Origin of the sequence: Xanthobacter pollutisoli (assembly GCF_040044995.1) — a bacterium.
GTDB lineage: Bacteria > Pseudomonadota > Alphaproteobacteria > Rhizobiales > Xanthobacteraceae > Xanthobacter.
The window spans coordinates 360,682-377,906 of the sequence record NZ_JBDZDP010000003.1; the positions used below are offsets into that span (position 1 = coordinate 360,682).

A 17,225-nucleotide genomic window follows, 5' to 3' on the forward strand; every position below is an offset into this window, starting at 1 on the left:
CAGGGGGGCGGACGATGGCGGGAATGGCCTTTCACTTCGGGCGGGTGCGGGCGCTGGGCGAAGCGCTGCTCTCCCTCGCCCTGCCGCCCACCTGCATCGCCTGCGGCGGCATAACCGGCGCCGCGGGCGGCCTGTGCGGCCCGTGCTGGGGCCAGCTCGCCTTCATCAGCCGGCCGTTCTGCGACCGTACCGGCGCGCCCTTCGCCCATGACCCGCTCGGCCTGTCGGATGGGCCGCGCGTTTCGCCCGAGGCGCTGGACGATCCGCCCGCCTTCGACAGGGCCCGTGCCGCGGTGTGCTTCGAGGCCGTGGCGCGTGACCTTGTCCACAAGCTGAAATACGCCGACCGGCTCGATCTCGCCGCCCCCATGGCGCGGCTGATGGCGCAGGCGGGTGGCGATATCCTGGCGTCGGCCGGCGTGGTGGTGCCGGTTCCGCTCCATCCGGTGCGGCTGTGGCGCCGGCGGTTCAACCAGGCCGCACTCCTGGGTGGGCATGTGGCGCGCGCCGCCGGCCGGCCGCACCGGCCGGACCTGCTGCTGCGCCGACGCCGCACCTCGTCCCAGACCGCGCTCGGCAAGGCGGAGCGGCGGGCCAATGTGGCGGGAGCCTTCGAGGTGTCCCGCAGCGCAGCATTGGCGGTTGAAGGCCGGCGCATCCTGCTGGTGGATGACGTCTACACGACGGGTGCGACGCTCGACGCCTGCGCCCAAGCGCTGCGGCGTGCAGGGGCCGCCGGGGTCGACGCGCTCACGTTTGCCCGGGTTGTCGAATTCCGCTGATTGCCTATGATGCGACCCTTTCGTGACGGTGCCCCGCCGTCGCGCCACTCCCATTGTGACATCATGAAGCCCATCGAAATCTACACCAAGAGCTGGTGCCCTTACTGCCATTCCGCCAAGGAATTGCTGCGGCGCAAAGGCTGGACGTTCACCGAGATCGACGTGACCACGGACAAGGAAGGCCAGCTGGAAATGACCCGCCGCGCCGGCGGGCGCACCAGCGTGCCGCAGATCTTCATCGGCGACACCCATGTGGGCGGGTGCGACGACCTCTATGCTCTTGAAGACGCTGGCCGCCTGGATTCGCTCGCGGCCTGACGGGCGATTTCGGCCGGACCCGTCATCAATTCCTCGCCGCGCGCCTGGAAGGCGTGCAAAACTGGAGACGAGCCCCCATATGTCCCGGGACGCGCTCCCGTCCCGGGCGCTGCCGTTCCGGGTGCTCCTCCAGGGACCCGGCGATGCGACGGCTCCGGCGCCAGCGAAAGAACGAGCCCCATGACCCGTGCAGCCTCTCCCGCAGGACCGCCTTCGGCCGCCAAGCCCGAGGATGACGCGGCGGCGAACACGACTGGCATTCTGCGCGTCGGCCTGGTGCAGCTGCGCAGCGGCCGCGACCCGACGGCCAATCTCGACGCCACCGCCGCGCTGGTGCGCGAGGCCGCCCGTGAAGGCGCGCGCTATGTCCAGACGCCGGAAGTCACCAACATCATGGAGCTGGACCGGCAGGTCCTGTTCGGCCAGCTGCGGGAGGAGGCGGACGACAACACGCTTGCCGCCTTGCAGCAGCTGACGCGCGAGCTCGGCATCACGCTGCACATCGGCTCCCTCGCCCTCAAGGTTTCCGACTCCCGCGCCGTCAATCGCGGCTTCCTGATCGCGCCGGATGGCGAGATCACCGCGCGCTACGACAAGATCCACATGTTCGACGTCGATCTCGGCAACGGCGAGAGCTATCGCGAATCCAACGCCTACCGCGCCGGCGAGCGGGCGGTGCTGGCGGATGTGGAGGGCATCCGCCTCGGCATGTCCATCTGCTACGACCTGCGTTTTCCTTCCCTCTACCGGGCCCTGGCGGAGGGCGGCGCGCAGGTGCTCACCGTGCCGTCGGCCTTCACCCGCCCCACCGGCGAGGCGCACTGGCATATCCTGCTGCGTGCCCGTGCCATCGAGAACGGCGCCTTCGTGCTGGCGGCCGCCCAGGCGGGCCGTCACGAGAACGGCCGTGAGACCTATGGTCATTCTCTGGTCGTGGACCCCTGGGGCCGCGTCATCGCCGAGGGTGGCACCGACCGCGGCGTCATCCTCGCCGAAATCGACATGAAGGACGTGGCGGCGGCCCGCGCGCGGGTGCCCTCCCTCGCCAACGGGCGACGCTTCGAGATCGCCGAGCCGGGGCAGATCGGCCATCTCCACGTTGTCAAGGCGTCGTCATGATCCGCTACACGCTCAAGTGCGAGACCGGCCACGGCTTCGAGAGCTGGTTTCCCTCTTCCGCGAGCTTCGATGCCCAGCAGGCGCGCGGCCTCGTCACCTGTCCCGCCTGCGGCTCGACCCGCGTGGAGAAGGCCGTGATGGCGCCCTCCGTCGCCCGGACCGATCGTGCGCCCGCCCCGCCCTCTTCCCCGGCCGGCGACGCACCCGCCGTGACGGACGGTGCAGCGGAGCCCGCGCCGGTTCCCATGATGGCCCGGCCTGACGGGGAGCTGCGCGCCCTCATGCGCCAGCTGCGCGAGCACATGTTGCGCAATTCCGATTATGTGGGCGACGACTTCGCCGATCTCGCGCGCAAGATGCACGACGGCGAGGTGGAGCACCGCCCCATCCACGGCGAGGCCACCCCCGAGGAGGTGAAGGCGCTGCGGGAGGATGAGGTGGAGGTCTTCCCCGTGCCGGTGCTGCCCGAAGAGCGGAACTGAGCCGCGACGGCTTATCCGCCGCGCGCAGCGACCATGAAGTAGTTCACCGACAGGTCCGAGCTGAGGCGGAATTCCCCCGAGAGGGGGTTGTAGGCCATGCCCACCTTCTCGCACACGCAGAAGCCGGTGGGCGCAAGGGTCGCCTCAAGCTCGTCGGGGGTTATGAACTTCTCCCAATGGTGCGTCCCGCGCGGCAGCCAGCGCAGGACGTATTCCGCGCCGACGATGGCGAGGGCGAAGCTCTTCGGGGTGCGGTTGAGGGTGGAAAGCACGAGAACGCCGCCTTCCGCCACCAGTTCGCTGGCGGTGCGCACGAACAGGCCCACATCTGCCACGTGCTCCACCACCTCCAGCGCCACCACCACGTCGAAGCGCGCTCCGCGATCGGCCAGCGCCTCGGCTGCCACCGCCTCATAGTCGATGGCGAGGCCCGATTGGGCCGCATGGGCGCGGGCGATCTCCACATTGCCCGGCGCCGGATCAATGCCCGTCACCTGCGCGCCCATACGGGCGAGGGGCTCACTGAGCAGCCCGCCGCCGCAGCCGATATCGAGAAGGCTCAGCCCCTTGAGCGGGCGCAGGCTGCTGGCGTCACGGTGGAAATGGCGCACCAGCGCATCGCGCAGGAAGGAGAGCCGGGCAGGATTCATGGCGTGGAGCGGCGCCATCTTGCCCTTGGGGTCCCACCATTGCGCGCCCAGCGCATCGAAGCGGGCGACCTCATCCGGGTCGATGGTGGCGTGGCTCTGCGGCATGGCGGCCTCCTCTGCGTGCCCAGCATTAGGCGAGCCCTGGGGAGCCGGCAAGGCTGGCGGCGTCGCACGGGAGAGGCGCCGAGCCCGCCGTTTAAGACCGCACAGGCCTCCAACTGGATCACAGTTTTGAATGCGAACTGGCTCTAGGAGGACCGTGCAACCTAGGGGAGTGTCTGAAGGCTTGCTCAATGCCCTGACCGAGCAGGACGGCCGGGCGGCGGACCTTGCATCGCCGCCCGGTACCGATCCCGCCACTCAGCCGCGCACCATGCCGACGATATCCTTCACGTCGCGGATGGTCTGGTCGGCGATGACGCGGGCGCGGGCGGCACCGTCGATCAGGATGGCGTCGATGGCCGCGGGGTCCGCCATCAGGCGCTGCATCTCCCCCCCGATGGGGCCGAGCTTTTCCACCGCGAGCTCCACCAGCGCTCCCTTGAAGGCGGAGAATTGCCCGCCGCCGTAGTCCTTCAGCACGTCGGCCTTGGTGCGGTCGGCGAGCGCGGCGAAGATGCCCACGAGATTGTCCGCCTCCGGACGGCCCTTCAGGCCCTCCTCCTCGGACGGCAGCGGCTCTGGATCGGTCTTGGCTTTGCGCACCTTGCCTGCGATGGCTTCGGCATCGTCAGTGAGGTTGATGCGGGAGAAGTCGGAGGCGTCCGACTTCGACATCTTCTTCGCCCCGTCGCGCAGGCTCATCACCCGCGTAGCGGGCCCCGCGATCAGCGGCTCGGTGAGGGGAAAATAGGCGTCCCCGTGACCGGTGGCGGCGATGGATGGACCGAAGTCGGTATTGAACTTCTGCGCGATGTCGCGCGTCAGCTCCAGATGCTGCTTTTGGTCGTCGCCCACCGGCACGTGGGTGGCGCGATAGAGCAGGATGTCGGCCGCCATGAGGCTCGGATAGGCGAAGAGGCCCACCGATGCGTTCTCGCGGTCCTTGCCGGCCTTCTCCTTGAACTGGGTCATGCGATTGAGCCACCCCATGCGGGCGACGCAATTGAAGATCCACGCCAGTTCCGCATGGCCGGAGACCTGGCTCTGGTTGAACACGATGTGCGCCTTCGGATCGATGCCGCAGGCGATGAAGGCGGCCGTCACCTCCCGGGTGTGGCGCTTCAATTCCTCGGGGTCCTGCCAGACGGTGATGGCGTGGAGGTCGACCACGCAATAGATGCACTCGTGGCTCTTCTGCAGCTCGACGAAGCGCTTGATGGCGCCGAGATAATTGCCGAGGTGCAGGTTGCCCGTGGGCTGCACGCCGGAAAACACGCGTTCTGCGAACGCCGCCATGGCGGAACTCCTGATGGGCGGCGCGCCGCCCGATGGGACCCTGCGATGCACGCCGGCTCCGGGCGGGCGCCCGGCGAACGACATGCGCCGCAAGGAGTGCGCCCCGCGGCCAAGGCGGGCCAGGCGGGGCAAAGACGATGCGCCGCGTCATGCCACCGCGAGGAATGCGGCGCAAGGGGACGCCGCTGCGGCGTCAGCCGGCTGCGCCCCGTCCCGCCAGCGCCTTCACCGCAAGGGCCGCCGCTCCGTAAAGCACCATTCCCGTCGCGACGAGGCTGGCGAGGCGGACGATGCCCGTCCACCCCTCCCCGGCGGGCCAAGCCTGCGCCAGAGCCGCGACGCAGGCGCCCATGAGCACGCTCGCGCCGAGGAGGCCGGTGCCGGACAGCAGCATCGCGGGCGTGAAGCGCAGCGCGTCATGGCGCACCAGCACGGCGCCGAGGGCAAGCACCGAGCACAGGGACGATGCTGCCACCGCACCCGCCGCCGCACGCGGCCCGAAGGCGGGGGCGACAACCAGCGCGGCGGCGAGGCACAGCAGCAGGGAGCCGAGGGCGACCCGCTCGGCGGCCTTCACCAGCCCCGCCGTCGACGCCGCAGCGGACAGCACGCGCTCCAGCCCCTGCGCGGGCAGGGACAGGGCCAGAACCGCCAGCAGCCCGGCGGTGAGGGCCGCATCGTCGGCATCGAAGCTGCCGCGCTGGAACAGCATCACCACGATGGGGTCGGCGAGCACCGCCAGTCCCGCCGCAGCCGGCAGGGCGAAAGCGAGGGCGGCCAGCACGGCGCGTCCCGCTTCCTCGGCCGCCTCCCCCTGCCCGCTGCGCCGGAGCAAAGCGGGCACCAGCACGGCACCGGCGCTGGCGCCGACGAGGCCGAGGGGCAAGTCCATGAGGCGCTGGGCATAATTGAGCGCCGCCACCGCGCCGGGGCTGGCCGAGACCGCAGCGGCGACGATGATGAGGCGGAATTGGCTGAGGCCGGCGAACAGCAGCGCCGGCGCGGCCGCCCGAAGCACCCCGAGCGCCGGCCGCATCACCCCGGCCCCGCTGCGGGCCAGGGACGCGAAGGCGGGCCGGTCCGGGCAGCCGCGCGCGGCGGCCAGCATCAAGGCGAGTTGGGCGCAGCCCGCCGCGAGGGTGGCCGCGGCAATGGCAAAGGCGGCCGCATCGCTCTCCATGAGGCCGTCGGCGACGAGGGCTGCGATCACCGCCAGCACGGTGAGGTTGGCCGCCACCGGCGCCAGCGCCGGCAGCAGCACCCGGTGGGCAGCATTGGCGACGCCGCCGTAGATCGCGGCAAGGCCCGCGAGGGGGAGATAGAGCACTGCCACGCGTCCGCACAGGATCGCGACGTCCGCCCGTTGGCCGCCGGGCTCGAAGCCCGGGGCAAGGAGAGCGATGAGCTGCGGCATGGCGAGCGCCGCCACGAGAGCGAAGGCGAAGAGGAGGCCGGCAAGTAGCACCAGGGTTGCGGCCGCCAGCCGGCGCGGCCCGCCCGCAGTCGCACTCTCCGCCTCGGCGGATTCAGCGCGGGAGAGCGCCGGGATGAAGGCGAGGTTGAAGGCGCCTTCCGCCAGCAGCCGGCGGGCCAGCAGCGGCAAGGCGAGCGCGGCCACCAGCGCGTCCGCCACCGGTCCCGCACCCAGGACGGCTGCGGTGGCCGCGTCGCGCACGAAGCCGAGCACGCGGGACGCGAGCGTCGCCGCCGAGACGATGGAGGTGCGCCGGAGAAGCGACATAAGCCGAGCCCTATGCCTTGCCCCGGCCGCCCTGTCGATGGGCGGATGCGTGACGCGCGCAAGGCACAGCCCGTCGGGCGCGAGGTTGCGGAAAGCCTCAGCAGGCGCTGCAAAAAGAAAACGCCCGCTCGCGCGGGCGTTTTCGCTTTCGCTTCGTCCTGCCGTCAGGCCTGGGGCTGGGGCTCGATGGAGCCGCCGGCGCCGCCGGGACGCGGGCGCTTTGTCGTGGGAATGGCCGAGCCGCGCGGATTGGTCGGCTCGATCACGCTCTCCCGGTTCGGCGTCTTGCCGTTGAGGAGATCCACGATCTCGTCGCCCGAGAGCGTCTCGTATTCCAGAAGTCCGCGGGCCAGCGTTTCCAGGCCCTCGTACTTCTCGGTGAGGATGCGCTTCGCCTCGGCATAGCCCTCGTCCACCAGCCGCCGGACCTCCTTGTCGATGGTCTGGGCGGTGGATTCGGAGATGTTCTGGTGCCGCTGCATGGACATCCCCAGGAAGACCTCATCCTGGTTCTCGCCATAGGCCACCTGGCCCAGCAGGTCCGAGAAGCCCCAGCGCGTCACCATCATCTTGGCGAGGCGGGTCGCCTGCTCGATGTCGGACGCGGCGCCGGAGGTCACCTTGTCGTGGCCGAACACCAGTTCCTCGGCCACGCGCCCGCCCATCATGATGGCAAGGCGCGAGGTCATCTGCTCGTAGGACATGCTCAGCTTGTCCCGCTCGGGGAGCTGCATGACCATGCCCAGAGCACGACCGCGCGGGATGATGGTGGCCTTGTGCACCGGGTCGGTGGCCGGGACGTTGAGGGCGACGATGGCATGCCCGCCTTCGTGGTAGGCGGTCAGCATCTTCTCTTCCTCGGTCATGACGAGCGAGCGGCGTTCCGCGCCCATCATCACCTTGTCCTTGGCGTCCTCGAACTCGGCCATGGTGACCATGCGCTTTCCGCGCCGGGCCGCCATGAGAGCCGCCTCGTTGCAGAGGTTGGCGAGGTCCGCGCCGGAGAAGCCGGGTGTGCCGCGGGCGATGGTCTTGAGATTCACATCCGGCGCGACCGGAATCTTGCGGGCGTGAACCTTCAGGATCTGCTCGCGGCCCACCACGTCCGGGTTCGGCACGATGACCTGACGGTCGAAACGGCCGGGACGCAGCAGCGCGGGGTCGAGCACGTCGGGACGGTTGGTGGCGGCGATGAGGATGATGCCCTCGTTCGCCTCGAAGCCGTCCATCTCCACAAGCAGCTGGTTCAGGGTCTGCTCGCGCTCGTCGTTACCGCCGCCGAGACCGGCGCCGCGGTGGCGGCCCACCGCGTCGATCTCGTCGATGAAGATGATGCACGGCGCATTCTTCTTCGCCTGCTCGAACATGTCGCGCACGCGGCTCGCGCCGACGCCCACGAACATCTCGACGAAGTCGGAGCCCGAGATGGTGAAGAACGGCACGTTGGCCTCACCCGCGATGGCGCGGGCGAGCAGCGTCTTGCCGGTGCCGGGCGGGCCAACCAGCAGCACGCCGCGCGGGATGCGCCCACCGAGGCGCTGGAACTTCTGCGGGTCGCGCAGGAAGTCCACGATCTCGGTCAGGTCGCTCTTGGCCTCGTCGATGCCGGCCACGTCGTCGAAGGTCACGCGGCCGTGCGCCTCAGTGAGGAGCTTGGCGCGGCTCTTGCCGAAGCCCATGGCCTTGCCGCCGGCGCCCTGCATCTGGCGCGACAGGAAGATCCACACGCCGATCAGCGCCAGGAACGGCAGCCACGACACAAGAAGGCTCACGAACCACGGCACGTTGTCCGACGGCGCGCGAGCAGTGATCTGCACGCCCTTGCCGTACAGCCGCTGCACGAGGGAGGGATCGTTCGGCGCGTAGGTCTGGAACGTGCCCGAGCGGTCGGAATAGGTGCCGGTGATGTTCGGCCCCTCGATCACGACCTCGCGCACCTTGCCGGCGTCCACGTCGTTGAGGAGCTGCGAGAAGGAGATCTCGTTCGCATTGGTGCGCTGGCCCGGGCTGTTGAACAGCGAGAACAGGGCCAGCAGCAGCAGGACGATGATCACCCAAAGGGCGAAATTGCGTAGATTGGCGTTCATTGAACCCTCGTGGGGACAGACAGGGCCAGTCCGATCGACGCCTCACCATACGGAAGGGATACCTCCGCACCGAAGTGCCGCCGGGGGGACCTCCCGCACCGTCCGCTGCCTAATCTAGGAGCGAGGTCCCCACTTGCCAAGGATGGCGGCCTTCTTGTCGCTTGAATTCGACGCGATCCGCCCGCCCATACCGCGGGGCGGCGCGGGCGATACGTGCAGTTGGAAACCCGCAAGGCTCACCACGGCACCAGCAAGGGTGCGGCGAAAGGGAGCAGCCGGCGGCGCCATGGCGGCCCTCAATACCTCCAGGAAGGCCTCGAGCTTGGCGAGCTCCACCGGTCCTTCTGTTCCAACCGCGCCGATGACACGTCCGAGAAGGCGCAGGGCGATCTCGTCGGGGAGCGCCGCGAAGCCCGGGAGATCCAGTGTCACCGTGCCTCTCGTCCCAAGGCTCAGGTCACCCGCCGCCGTGTCGGTTGCCGCCTCCAGCGCCGCGTCGGCGCGGGCGAGACGGGTGGCGAGACGGGCGAGGCGGCGCGCATCCAGCCCCTCCCGCGTCAGACCCGGTGCCATGGCGCGAAGGCGCGGCCTGGCGAAACGGGTGTCGAGATTGGACGGATCGCGCGCATAGGCGATGCCGGCGGCCTCCAGGGTCGCAACCAGGCGCGATTTCGGCACATCGAGCAGCGGGCGCAAGAGCGTGAGACCCTCGCGCGCGCGCTCGGCCTGCATGCCGCGCAACCCGGACAGGCCAGAGCCGCGGGCCATGCGGAACAGCACCGTTTCCGCTTGATCGTCGAGCGTGTGGGCCAGCGCCAGGGCCGGCGCACCGAGGCTCCGCGCCTGCGCCCCGAGCAGCGCGTAGCGTGCCTCGCGCGCCGCCTCCTGAATTCCCCGCTCGGGCTTGCGGCCGGTCCAGAGGAGGACGGCGTGGGGAATGCCGAGCTGCGCCGCCAGCGCCGCCACTGCCGTCGCTTCCATGCCCGACTCGGGCCTCAGGCCGTGGTCGACGGTGGCCGCGAACAGCTCCGGCCCTTCGCTCCGACGCGCCCGCCAGCGGGCGGCGAGAAAGAGCAGAGCAGACGAATCCGGGCCGCCCGATACGGCCACGAGGATCCGCGGCTGGCGCGTGAACGGAGCAAAGAGCGCATCAAGCTCGCCGTCGAGGATCGGGTTAAGGTCCGCAGCGGCGGAATGGGTTTGGGAGGAGGTTTGAGCAGGGCCGGCACTGCCGCGCGATGTCGCCGTCCCACCCGTGTCACGGCCGCGTGCCATCGCCGGTCAGCACCCGATGCGCTTCTGCTCGCGCTCCACGGCCTGCCGGATGGACGAGGCGGTGCGGGGATATTTCTTGTCCACTTCCTGCAGCGTGGCGCAGGCGGTCTCCTTTTCGCCCAGCCCGGCGAGGGACTGGCCCAGCCGCAGCAGCGCCTCGGGCGCGCGGGTCGAGGAGGGATATTTGGTGGAGACCTCGAGGAAGGAAGCGGCGGCGTCGCCGTAGTTCTGGCGCAGGAACAGGCTCTCGCCGAGCATGAAGGTGGCGTCGGGGATGATGCGGTCGCCCGGCGCTGTCTGGATGATCTGGCGGAAGGTCTGCTCGGCGCCGGCCAGATCCTGGCGCTGCAGCTGGGCCTGGCCCGCCTCGTAAAGGTCACGGGGCGAGCTGGCGACGCCGCCGCCTGCGCCGGGCAAAGCCGCCACCTGCGCCCCGGGGACTGGAGCCCGCCCTGCGGGCGTGACCTCGACCACCCGCGACGGTGCCGCCGAGGCTGGCGAGCCGAGGGGCTGGGGGGCGCCGGGGGCGCTCGGGTCCATGTTGGGATCGAAAGCATCGGAGCGGCGCACGGGCGCCGCGGGCACCGTGGCCGGACGGCCAGACGGCAGGGCCGCCGGCGCCGCAGCAGGCCCCGCGGCCGGGGGAGCCACGGGCGGGCGCACGCCGCCGGCCTCTTCCAGCCGGCGCATCTGCGCCTCCAGCTGCTGATTGCGGTACTGCAGCTGCTCCACCTGCCCGGTGAGCTGACGCAAAGTCGATTCGAGCCGCTCCATGCGCGCCACGAGCTCGGTGTCCTCCCGCGCGCCGTCCTGCTGCGCGGCCTGGGGCGGCTTGAAAAGGTTGCCGAACAGCCCGCCGTCGGTCTGCGCCGCGGCCGGAAGCGCGGCGATGCTCAGCGAAAGGGCCAGGACACCGACCAGGGGCAGGCGCATCTTCATGACGTGTGGCTTGTGGCTCAAAGTGGAGGCCGGGAGCATGCTCCGCGAGGCCTCGACTTTACCCTGCGGATCGCGTCCAAAGTGTGACTCGCCAAAGGTTTGTCGCCACACCGGATGGCTTGAATACGAAAGGGCCGACGCCGCTTGGACGCCGGCCCTTTTCGCCGTTGAAAGACCGGGGATCAGGCGCCGCCGGCGTTCAGCACGGTCACCGCGCGGCGGTTCTGCGACCAGCACGAGATGTCGTTGCACACCGCCACCGGGCGTTCCTTGCCGTAGGAGATGGTGCGCATCCGCGCCGGGTCGATGCCGCGGGCGGATAGATAGTCGCGCACGCTCTGGGCGCGCTTGGCGCCGAGGGCGATGTTGTATTCGCGGGTGCCGCGCTCGTCCGCATGACCTTCGATGGTGAAGGTGTAGCGGTTGTACTGCTGCAGCCACTGGGCCTGGCGGTCCAGGGTCGCGCGGGCCTGGGGCGTGAGGTCGGTCTGGTCGCTCTCGAAGAACACGCGATCGCCCACCGCCACCACGAATTCCTGCGGCGAGCCGGGGGGGCCACCCGCGCCGCCGGCGGCATTGGGGTTCGGCTGGTTGGCGCAGGCGGCGAGCGCGAGCGCAAAGCCGAACAGGGCCGCGAACCGGAAGCCGCGAGCAAGGTTGACGAAACGCATTCCGGTAACTCCCTTCTTAACGCTCAACCGGAGGCTCCGGTCTATCAGCCGTCCGGTTAAGCGAACGTTCCGCGCACAGCCGACCGGCTGCATGGAGAGGCCCAAAACCCGGCGGCAGGGGCAAATCCCGCGCGCCATGGTTTCCAACCCGTTATCGTCCTTGGGGGCGTGCGCCGGAGCAGCTCCGGCGGCGGCCGCCCGCGAGGGGCAAGTGTTCGCTTTAGAGGGCCTCGGGGCCGGCAGCGCCCGCCCCATCGGCACGGTCTTCACTGATGCCGCGTCGTGGCGTCATCATGGCGAGCAGGTGCAGGGTTCGGGGCAGCGCGCGGCGGCGGGCCCGCGTTGTAAAAGGGTCACACTCGCCCGCAAGCTCAGGCTCGGCCGGCTTCCCAGCGGGCGGCCTGGGCTTCAGCTTTCTTGCGCTCGGCCTCCGGCAGCTTGGCCACCACGTCGTCGAGCATGGGGTCGCCGAGCCCGCGCTTCTTGGCCAGGAGATGCCAGGCGGCGGCCTGCTCGCGGTCCACCGGCACGCCCCGCCCGGTGGCGAGCAGGCGCGCATAGCGATTCTGGGCGATGGCATTGCCGCCCAGAGCAGCCTTGCGGAACATGGCGGCGGCGGCTGCCTCGTCTTTCGGCACACCGGAGCCATTGAACTGCATGATGGCGAATTCCACCTGCGCCGTGTTGTGGCCGAGCCGCGCGGCCGAGCCGATCATCCGGGCCGCGGCGGCAACATCGCGCTCCACGCCGTTGCCCTCCTTCAGCAGCACGCCGAGGGCATATTGCGCGTCTTCCACATCCTGCGCGGCGGCCATCTCGAACCAGCGCGCGGCCTCCGCGGGATCCTTCGGCAGCTTGCGGCCCTGGAGATAGAGCAGGCCGAGATTGTAGGCCGCCGCCCCGCTGCCTTTCTCCGCTGCCTCGCGGAAAAGCTTCGCCGCAGCCAGCTCGTCCACCGGCCCCGTGCGCCCCGCCAGCGTAAGGTTGCCGAGGGCGAAGAGCGCGCCCGCGGAACCTCCCGCCGCTCCCTTTCTGTACCACTCCAAGGCCTTGCCCACATCGAGGGGAACGCCGTAGCCGCCGGAATAGAGCTCGCCGAGCAGGGTCATGGCGGCGGCATCGTTGTTGCGGGCGCGCTTCAGCGCCTCGTTATAGGCGGTCAGATAGTAGCCACGCTGGTAGGCGCCATAGGCAAGATCGCCGCTGCCCCCCGGCGTATCGAGGCTGGGATAGGCGATCTGCGCGCCGAGCAGGGGCATGGGCGCGGGACCGAGCGGCCGCCCGCCCGCCGCGTTCGGGCCTGCGCCGGGCTTGGCGTCGGGCTTGCCGGGCGCCGGCTTGGCGGGAGCAGGCTTGGCGGGAGCAGGTTTCGCACCGGCGGCGGGCTTTGCATCCGGTTTTGGGGCGGGGGGTGCCGGCCTGGGCGTGGGCTGTGGTGCAGGCTGCGTCTGAGCGGCGGCGGGCGACAAAGCGAGCACGAGCAGGCAGCCGCCGGCGAAAAGCCGCATGAGGGCGGAGAAACCGACGGGACCGCGCGTCATCGGCTGCCTTCGGGCGAGACGATCCGCGCCTGCGCCGCTGCAACGGCGGCCGCCGGATTGCCTGCGAGCAGGCTCTCGGCCAGCGCGACGAAATCCGCGCCGGCCTGCGCGAGGGCGCCGACTTCGTCGAGGGAGGTCGCGATCCCTACGCAGGGCACCTCGAACAGATCGGACCACCAGCTCACGAGATCCAGCACGCGCGGGAAGTCCCCCGCGTCGGGCGCCAGCGCGCCGAAGAACACGTAGTCCGCGCCGCTCTCTCCGGCCACCATGGCATCGTGGCGGGTGGCGAGGCCTCCGGCCCCCACGATGGAGGCGGGCTTCAGCAGGCGCAGCACCGCCTCAAGCCCCCGCCCATCGGCGACGTGGACCCCGTCGAGGGCTGCGGAGGCCACAAGGCCCTCGGGACCGGCCAGCAGAACCGCCGCCTCACGCCGCTGCGCCGCCTCCGCGATTTCCCGAAGATGCGCGGCGTCGGGGCGGGCGCCCGACCCCTCGGGAAGGCGCAGCACCAGGCAGGCGACGTCGCCGGCGCGCACCGCGGCCTCAACGCTCCGGGCATCGAGAGCCGGGGTCACAGTGAGCACGAGCATGAGGCGGGCGCCGGCAGGCGGCTGGGTCTGGGCCATGACTGATCGGTCCGCCAAGAAATCGGCAAATTGGGGGCGTGGTGCCCGGGAGGGTGCCGGCAGACCATAAGAAAAGGGCCGGCGCAAGCCGGCCCTCGTCTCGACTGCTGCGGCAGGCGCGCCTCAGGCGGCCTTGCGCTCTTCGTCGGCCGACCACTGGCCGAGGGCCGCGAGCGAATTCATCTGCGCGCGGTGGGTGAAGGCGGCCTGGGCCTTGGCCACGTTCTCCGTCTTGCCCGACCACGCCTTCTGCGGCGCCGCCTGGAGGGCGCGGCCGTAGGAATAGGTGAGCTTCCACGGCAGGCCGCCGAGCTTCACCATGGCGTCGAGATGGGCGGTGGCCTCCTCGTCCGACTGGCCACCCGAAAGGAAGGCGATGCCCGGAACGGCGGACGGCACGCAGGTCTTCAGCAGGCGCACGGTCTTTTCCGCCACCTCTTCCACGGAGGCCTGCTTGGGCGACTTCTTGCCCGGAACCACCATGTTGGGCTTCAGCACCATGCCCTCGTGGCGGATGCGCTGGTAATACAGCTCCTCGAAGGTGGTCTTCAGCACCCACTCGGTCACCCGGTAGCAGGTGTCGATGTCGTGGTCGCCGTCCATCAGCACTTCCGGCTCCACGATGGGGACGATCTTCGCCTCCTGGCACAGCGCCGCATAGCGCGCGAGGGCGTGGGCGTTGGCCCGCACCGCCGGATAGGAGGGGATGCCGGCGCCGATGTCGATCACCGCGCGCCACTTCGCGAAGCGGGCGCCGAGGTCGTAGTAGTCCTTGAGGCGGCCGGCGAGGCCGTCGAGGCCCTCGGTGATGGTTTCGCCGGGGCACAGGGGCATGGGCTTGGCGCCCGCGTCCACCTTGATGCCGGGAATGGCGCCGGCCTTCTCGATGAGCGAGACGAGGGGTGTGCCGTCCGCCGCCTTCTGGCGGATGGTCTCGTCATAGAGGATGACGCCGGAGATGTACTTCTGCATGCCCTCCGAACGGAACAGCAGCTCGCGATAGTCGCGGCGGTTCTCCTCGGTGGATTCGACGCCGATGGCGTCGAACCGCTTCTTGATGGTGCCGCTGCTCTCGTCTGCCGCCAGGATGCCTTTGCCGTCGGCCACCATTTTCTGCGCGATCGCGTCGAGCTCAGCCGTCATGCCTTCACCTGCCTTTTTGCCGCCCTCGGCGGGAGTGATAGCCGGGGCGTGGCACCCCGGCCGGATCGAAAGCGCGCCCGCCGCGGCGGACCGGGCGGGCGCGGGGCTAGCCTCACTATATCATGCGGCGCAGCGCAGCACGCCGCGCCCGCATGCTCATTCCCTTACCGTCGCAGGGCCTCGACGCCCGGCAGGGCCTTGCCTTCGAGCCATTCGAGGAAGGCGCCGCCCGCCGTGGAGACGTAGGAGAAATCTCCCGCCGCGCCCGCGTGGTTGAGCGCGGCCACGGTGTCGCCGCCCCCGGCGACCGACAGCACGCGCCCCTCTCGGGTCAGCTTGCCCACGAAGCGGGCCACCGCCACCGTCGCGGCATCGAACGGCGCCATCTCGAACGCGCCGAATGGCCCGTTCCACACCACCGTCTTCGCCGCCTCGATCTTGCGTTCGACGAGGGCGACCGTCTCCGGACCCGCATCCAGCATCATCTCGGCCGCGCCCACGTCGTCGACCGAGGCGACGCGGTGCGGGGCATTGGCCTTGAACTCGGTGGCGAGCACCGCGTCCACCGGCAGGACGATCTCGCATCCGGCCGCCTCGGCCTTCTTCAGGATGTCCCGGGCGGTGTCGGCGAGGTCGTGCTCGCACAGCGACTTGCCCACCGCCTTGCCCTGGGCGGCAAGGAAGGTGTTGGCCATGCCGCCGCCGATCACCAGGATGTCCACCTTCCGCACGAGATTGCCGAGCAGCTCGAGCTTGGTGGAGACCTTGGAGCCGCCCACCACCGCCAGCACGGGACGGGCGGGCGCTTCGAGGGCGCGGGTCAGCGCCTCGATCTCGCCTTCCATGGAGCGGCCGGCATAGGCCGGCAGCTTGTGGGCGAGGCCCTCGGTGGAGGCGTGGGCTCGATGGGCGGTGGAGAAGGCGTCGTTGACGTAGATGTCGCCGAGGCTTGCGAGGGCATCGACGAAGTCCGGCGCGTTCTTTTCCTCGCCGGCATGGAAGCGGGTGTTCTCGAGCACGATCACCTCGCCGGCGGCGAGGCGGGCGACGGCGTCCTCGGCGGCATCGCCGACGCAGTCGGCGGCGAACGCCACGGTGCGCCCGAGCTGAGCCTCCAGCGCCTTGGCGAGGGGCGCCAGCGACTGGCTCTCGTCGCGGCCCTTGGGCCGCCCGAAATGAGAGAGGAGAACGGCCTTGCCGCCCTTGTCCGTGATGGTGCGGATGGTGGGCAGGATGGCCTTGAGGCGGGTGTCGTCGGTGACGCGCCCGCTCTCCATGGGAACGTTGAGGTCGACGCGGACGAGGACCCGCTTGTCGGCGAGATCGGCGTCGTCGAGGGTGCGGAAGGCGATCATGATGGCGCCCCCTCTACCCGGTCAGCTCAACTTGCCCATGGCGACGGCAGTGTCGGCCATGCGGTTCGAAAAGCCCCACTCGTTGTCGTACCACGACAGCACCCGCACCAGCGTTCCGTCCATCACCTTGGTCTGGTCGAGGTGGAAGGTGGAGCTGTTGGGGTTGTGGTTGAAGTCGATGGAGACGTTGGGCTGGTCGGTGAAGCCGAGGATGCCCTTCAGCTGCTGCGCCGCCGCGGCGATGATCGCCTCGTTGATCTCTTCCTTGGTGGTCGGGCGCTTGGCGACGAACTTCAGGTCGATCACCGAAACGTTCGGCGTGGGCACGCGGATGGACGTTCCGTCCAGCTTGCCGTTGAGCTCGGGGAGCACGAGGCCCACCGCCTTGGCGGCGCCGGTGGAGGTCGGGATCATGGACATGGCCGCCGCGCGGGCGCGGTAAAGGTCCTTGTGCATGGTATCCAGCGTCGGCTGGTCGCCGGTGTAGGAGTGGATGGTGGTCATGAAGCCCTTCTCGATGCCGACAGCATCGTTGAGGACCTTGGCCACCGGGGCGAGGCAGTTGGTGGTGCAGGAGGCGTTGGAGACCACCAGATGCTCATTGGTGAGCTTCTCGTGGTTCACGCCGTAGACCACCGTGAGGTCCGCGCCGTCGGCCGGTGCGGAGACCAGCACGCGCTTGGCGCCGGCGGTGAGGTGCGCCGCAGCCTTGTCACGCGAGGTGAAGATGCCGGTGCATTCCAGCGCGATGTCCACGCCCAGCTCCTTGTGGGGCAGCTCGGCCGGGTTGCGCACGGCGGTGACCTTGATGGGGCCGCGGCCCACGTCGATGGTATCTCCGGCGACCTTGACCTCGCCGGGGAAGCGGCCGTGCACGCTGTCGAAGCGGAAGAGGTGGGCGTTCGTCTCCACCGGGCCGAGGTCGTTGATCGCCACCACCTCGATGTCGGTGCGGCCCGATTCGATGATGGCGCGCAGCACATTGCGACCGATGCGACCGAAACCGTTGATGGCCACCTTGACGCTCATAATGGGTCCTCCATGAGCCGGCTTGAAGCCCGGCCTCCCTGAATTGCGATCCGCGCCCGCGGCTCT

16 protein-coding genes are annotated in these 17,225 nt (G+C 70.0%); 4 read left to right on the top strand and 12 right to left on the bottom strand.

Annotation, left to right across the window (positions count from 1 at the left end; translation table 11 throughout):
- Positions 1 to 14 precede the first annotated feature (14 nt).
- From ABLE93_RS10455 to ABLE93_RS10470, 4 genes are all read left to right on the top strand, one after another.
- Entirely contained in the window at positions 15 to 782 is a 768-nt protein-coding gene (locus tag ABLE93_RS10455) for a ComF family protein (RefSeq protein ID WP_510183006.1), read from the top strand.
- Between the two features lie 63 nt (positions 783 to 845).
- A complete protein-coding gene (grxC, locus tag ABLE93_RS10460; protein WP_348839724.1) occupies positions 846 to 1,100 on the top strand; it encodes a glutaredoxin 3 in 255 nt (84 codons plus the stop codon).
- 180 nt (positions 1,101 to 1,280) lie between these two features.
- Positions 1,281 to 2,219, top strand: a complete 939-nt coding sequence (locus ABLE93_RS10465; protein ID WP_348839725.1) for a carbon-nitrogen hydrolase family protein — start codon at positions 1,281 to 1,283, stop codon at positions 2,217 to 2,219.
- Positions 2,216 to 2,701, top strand: coding sequence for a DUF1178 family protein (locus tag ABLE93_RS10470; protein WP_348839726.1), 486 nt, complete (start codon positions 2,216 to 2,218; stop codon positions 2,699 to 2,701). The genes ABLE93_RS10465 and ABLE93_RS10470 overlap by 4 nt, the downstream gene beginning before the upstream one ends.
- Before the next feature lie 11 nt (positions 2,702 to 2,712).
- Here ABLE93_RS10470 and ubiG read toward each other — a convergent pair whose 3' ends face one another.
- The 12 genes from ubiG to gap all read right to left on the bottom strand — a co-directional run bounded on the left by ubiG (position 2,713) and on the right by gap (position 17,159).
- Positions 2,713 to 3,456 carry a bifunctional 2-polyprenyl-6-hydroxyphenol methylase/3-demethylubiquinol 3-O-methyltransferase UbiG gene (gene ubiG / locus ABLE93_RS10475; RefSeq protein WP_348839727.1) on the bottom strand — a complete coding sequence of 248 codons (744 nt, stop codon included), beginning with the start codon at positions 3,454 to 3,456 and terminating at the stop codon, positions 2,713 to 2,715.
- Positions 3,457 to 3,711: 255 nt separating this feature from the next.
- A complete protein-coding gene (gene trpS, locus ABLE93_RS10480) occupies positions 3,712 to 4,749 on the bottom strand; it encodes a tryptophan--tRNA ligase (RefSeq protein ID WP_348839728.1) in 1,038 nt (345 codons plus the stop codon).
- 193 nt (positions 4,750 to 4,942) lie between these two features.
- Complete coding sequence (murJ, locus tag ABLE93_RS10485) at positions 4,943 to 6,490, bottom strand: murein biosynthesis integral membrane protein MurJ (protein ID WP_348839729.1); 1,548 nt, start codon at positions 6,488 to 6,490, stop codon at positions 4,943 to 4,945.
- A 164-nt stretch (positions 6,491 to 6,654) separates the two neighbouring features.
- Positions 6,655 to 8,577: an ATP-dependent zinc metalloprotease FtsH gene (gene ftsH / locus ABLE93_RS10490; RefSeq protein WP_348839730.1), complete on the bottom strand. Its 1,923-nt coding sequence runs from the start codon at positions 8,575 to 8,577 to the stop codon at positions 6,655 to 6,657.
- A 114-nt stretch (positions 8,578 to 8,691) separates the two neighbouring features.
- Positions 8,692 to 9,852: a tRNA lysidine(34) synthetase TilS gene (gene tilS / locus ABLE93_RS10495; protein WP_510183007.1), complete on the bottom strand. Its 1,161-nt coding sequence runs from the start codon at positions 9,850 to 9,852 to the stop codon at positions 8,692 to 8,694.
- Between the two features lie 6 nt (positions 9,853 to 9,858).
- Positions 9,859 to 10,791, bottom strand: coding sequence for a tol-pal system protein YbgF (ybgF, locus tag ABLE93_RS10500; protein ID WP_348839731.1), 933 nt, complete (start codon positions 10,789 to 10,791; stop codon positions 9,859 to 9,861).
- A gap of 182 nt (positions 10,792 to 10,973) precedes the next feature.
- On the bottom strand, positions 10,974 to 11,462 hold the full coding sequence (gene pal, locus ABLE93_RS10505; protein WP_348839732.1) for a peptidoglycan-associated lipoprotein Pal: 489 nt from the start codon (positions 11,460 to 11,462) through the stop codon (positions 10,974 to 10,976).
- A gap of 371 nt (positions 11,463 to 11,833) precedes the next feature.
- On the bottom strand, positions 11,834 to 13,003 hold the full coding sequence (locus ABLE93_RS10510; protein ID WP_348839733.1) for a tetratricopeptide repeat protein: 1,170 nt from the start codon (positions 13,001 to 13,003) through the stop codon (positions 11,834 to 11,836).
- The gene (locus ABLE93_RS10515) at positions 13,000 to 13,632 is read right to left on the bottom strand and encodes a thiamine phosphate synthase (RefSeq protein WP_348839734.1); all 633 of its coding nucleotides are present in this window, start codon (positions 13,630 to 13,632) and stop codon (positions 13,000 to 13,002) included. Before ABLE93_RS10515 ends, ABLE93_RS10510 begins: the two co-directional genes overlap by 4 nt.
- 123 nt (positions 13,633 to 13,755) lie before the next feature.
- On the bottom strand, positions 13,756 to 14,775 hold the full coding sequence (locus ABLE93_RS10520; RefSeq protein WP_348839735.1) for a class I fructose-bisphosphate aldolase: 1,020 nt from the start codon (positions 14,773 to 14,775) through the stop codon (positions 13,756 to 13,758).
- Positions 14,776 to 14,939: 164 nt separating this feature from the next.
- Positions 14,940 to 16,130, bottom strand: a complete 1,191-nt coding sequence (locus ABLE93_RS10525; RefSeq protein WP_348839736.1) for a phosphoglycerate kinase — start codon at positions 16,128 to 16,130, stop codon at positions 14,940 to 14,942.
- Between the two features lie 21 nt (positions 16,131 to 16,151).
- Entirely contained in the window at positions 16,152 to 17,159 is a 1,008-nt protein-coding gene (gap, locus tag ABLE93_RS10530; RefSeq protein WP_348839737.1) for a type I glyceraldehyde-3-phosphate dehydrogenase, read from the bottom strand.
- Positions 17,160 to 17,225: the final 66 nt, after the last annotated feature.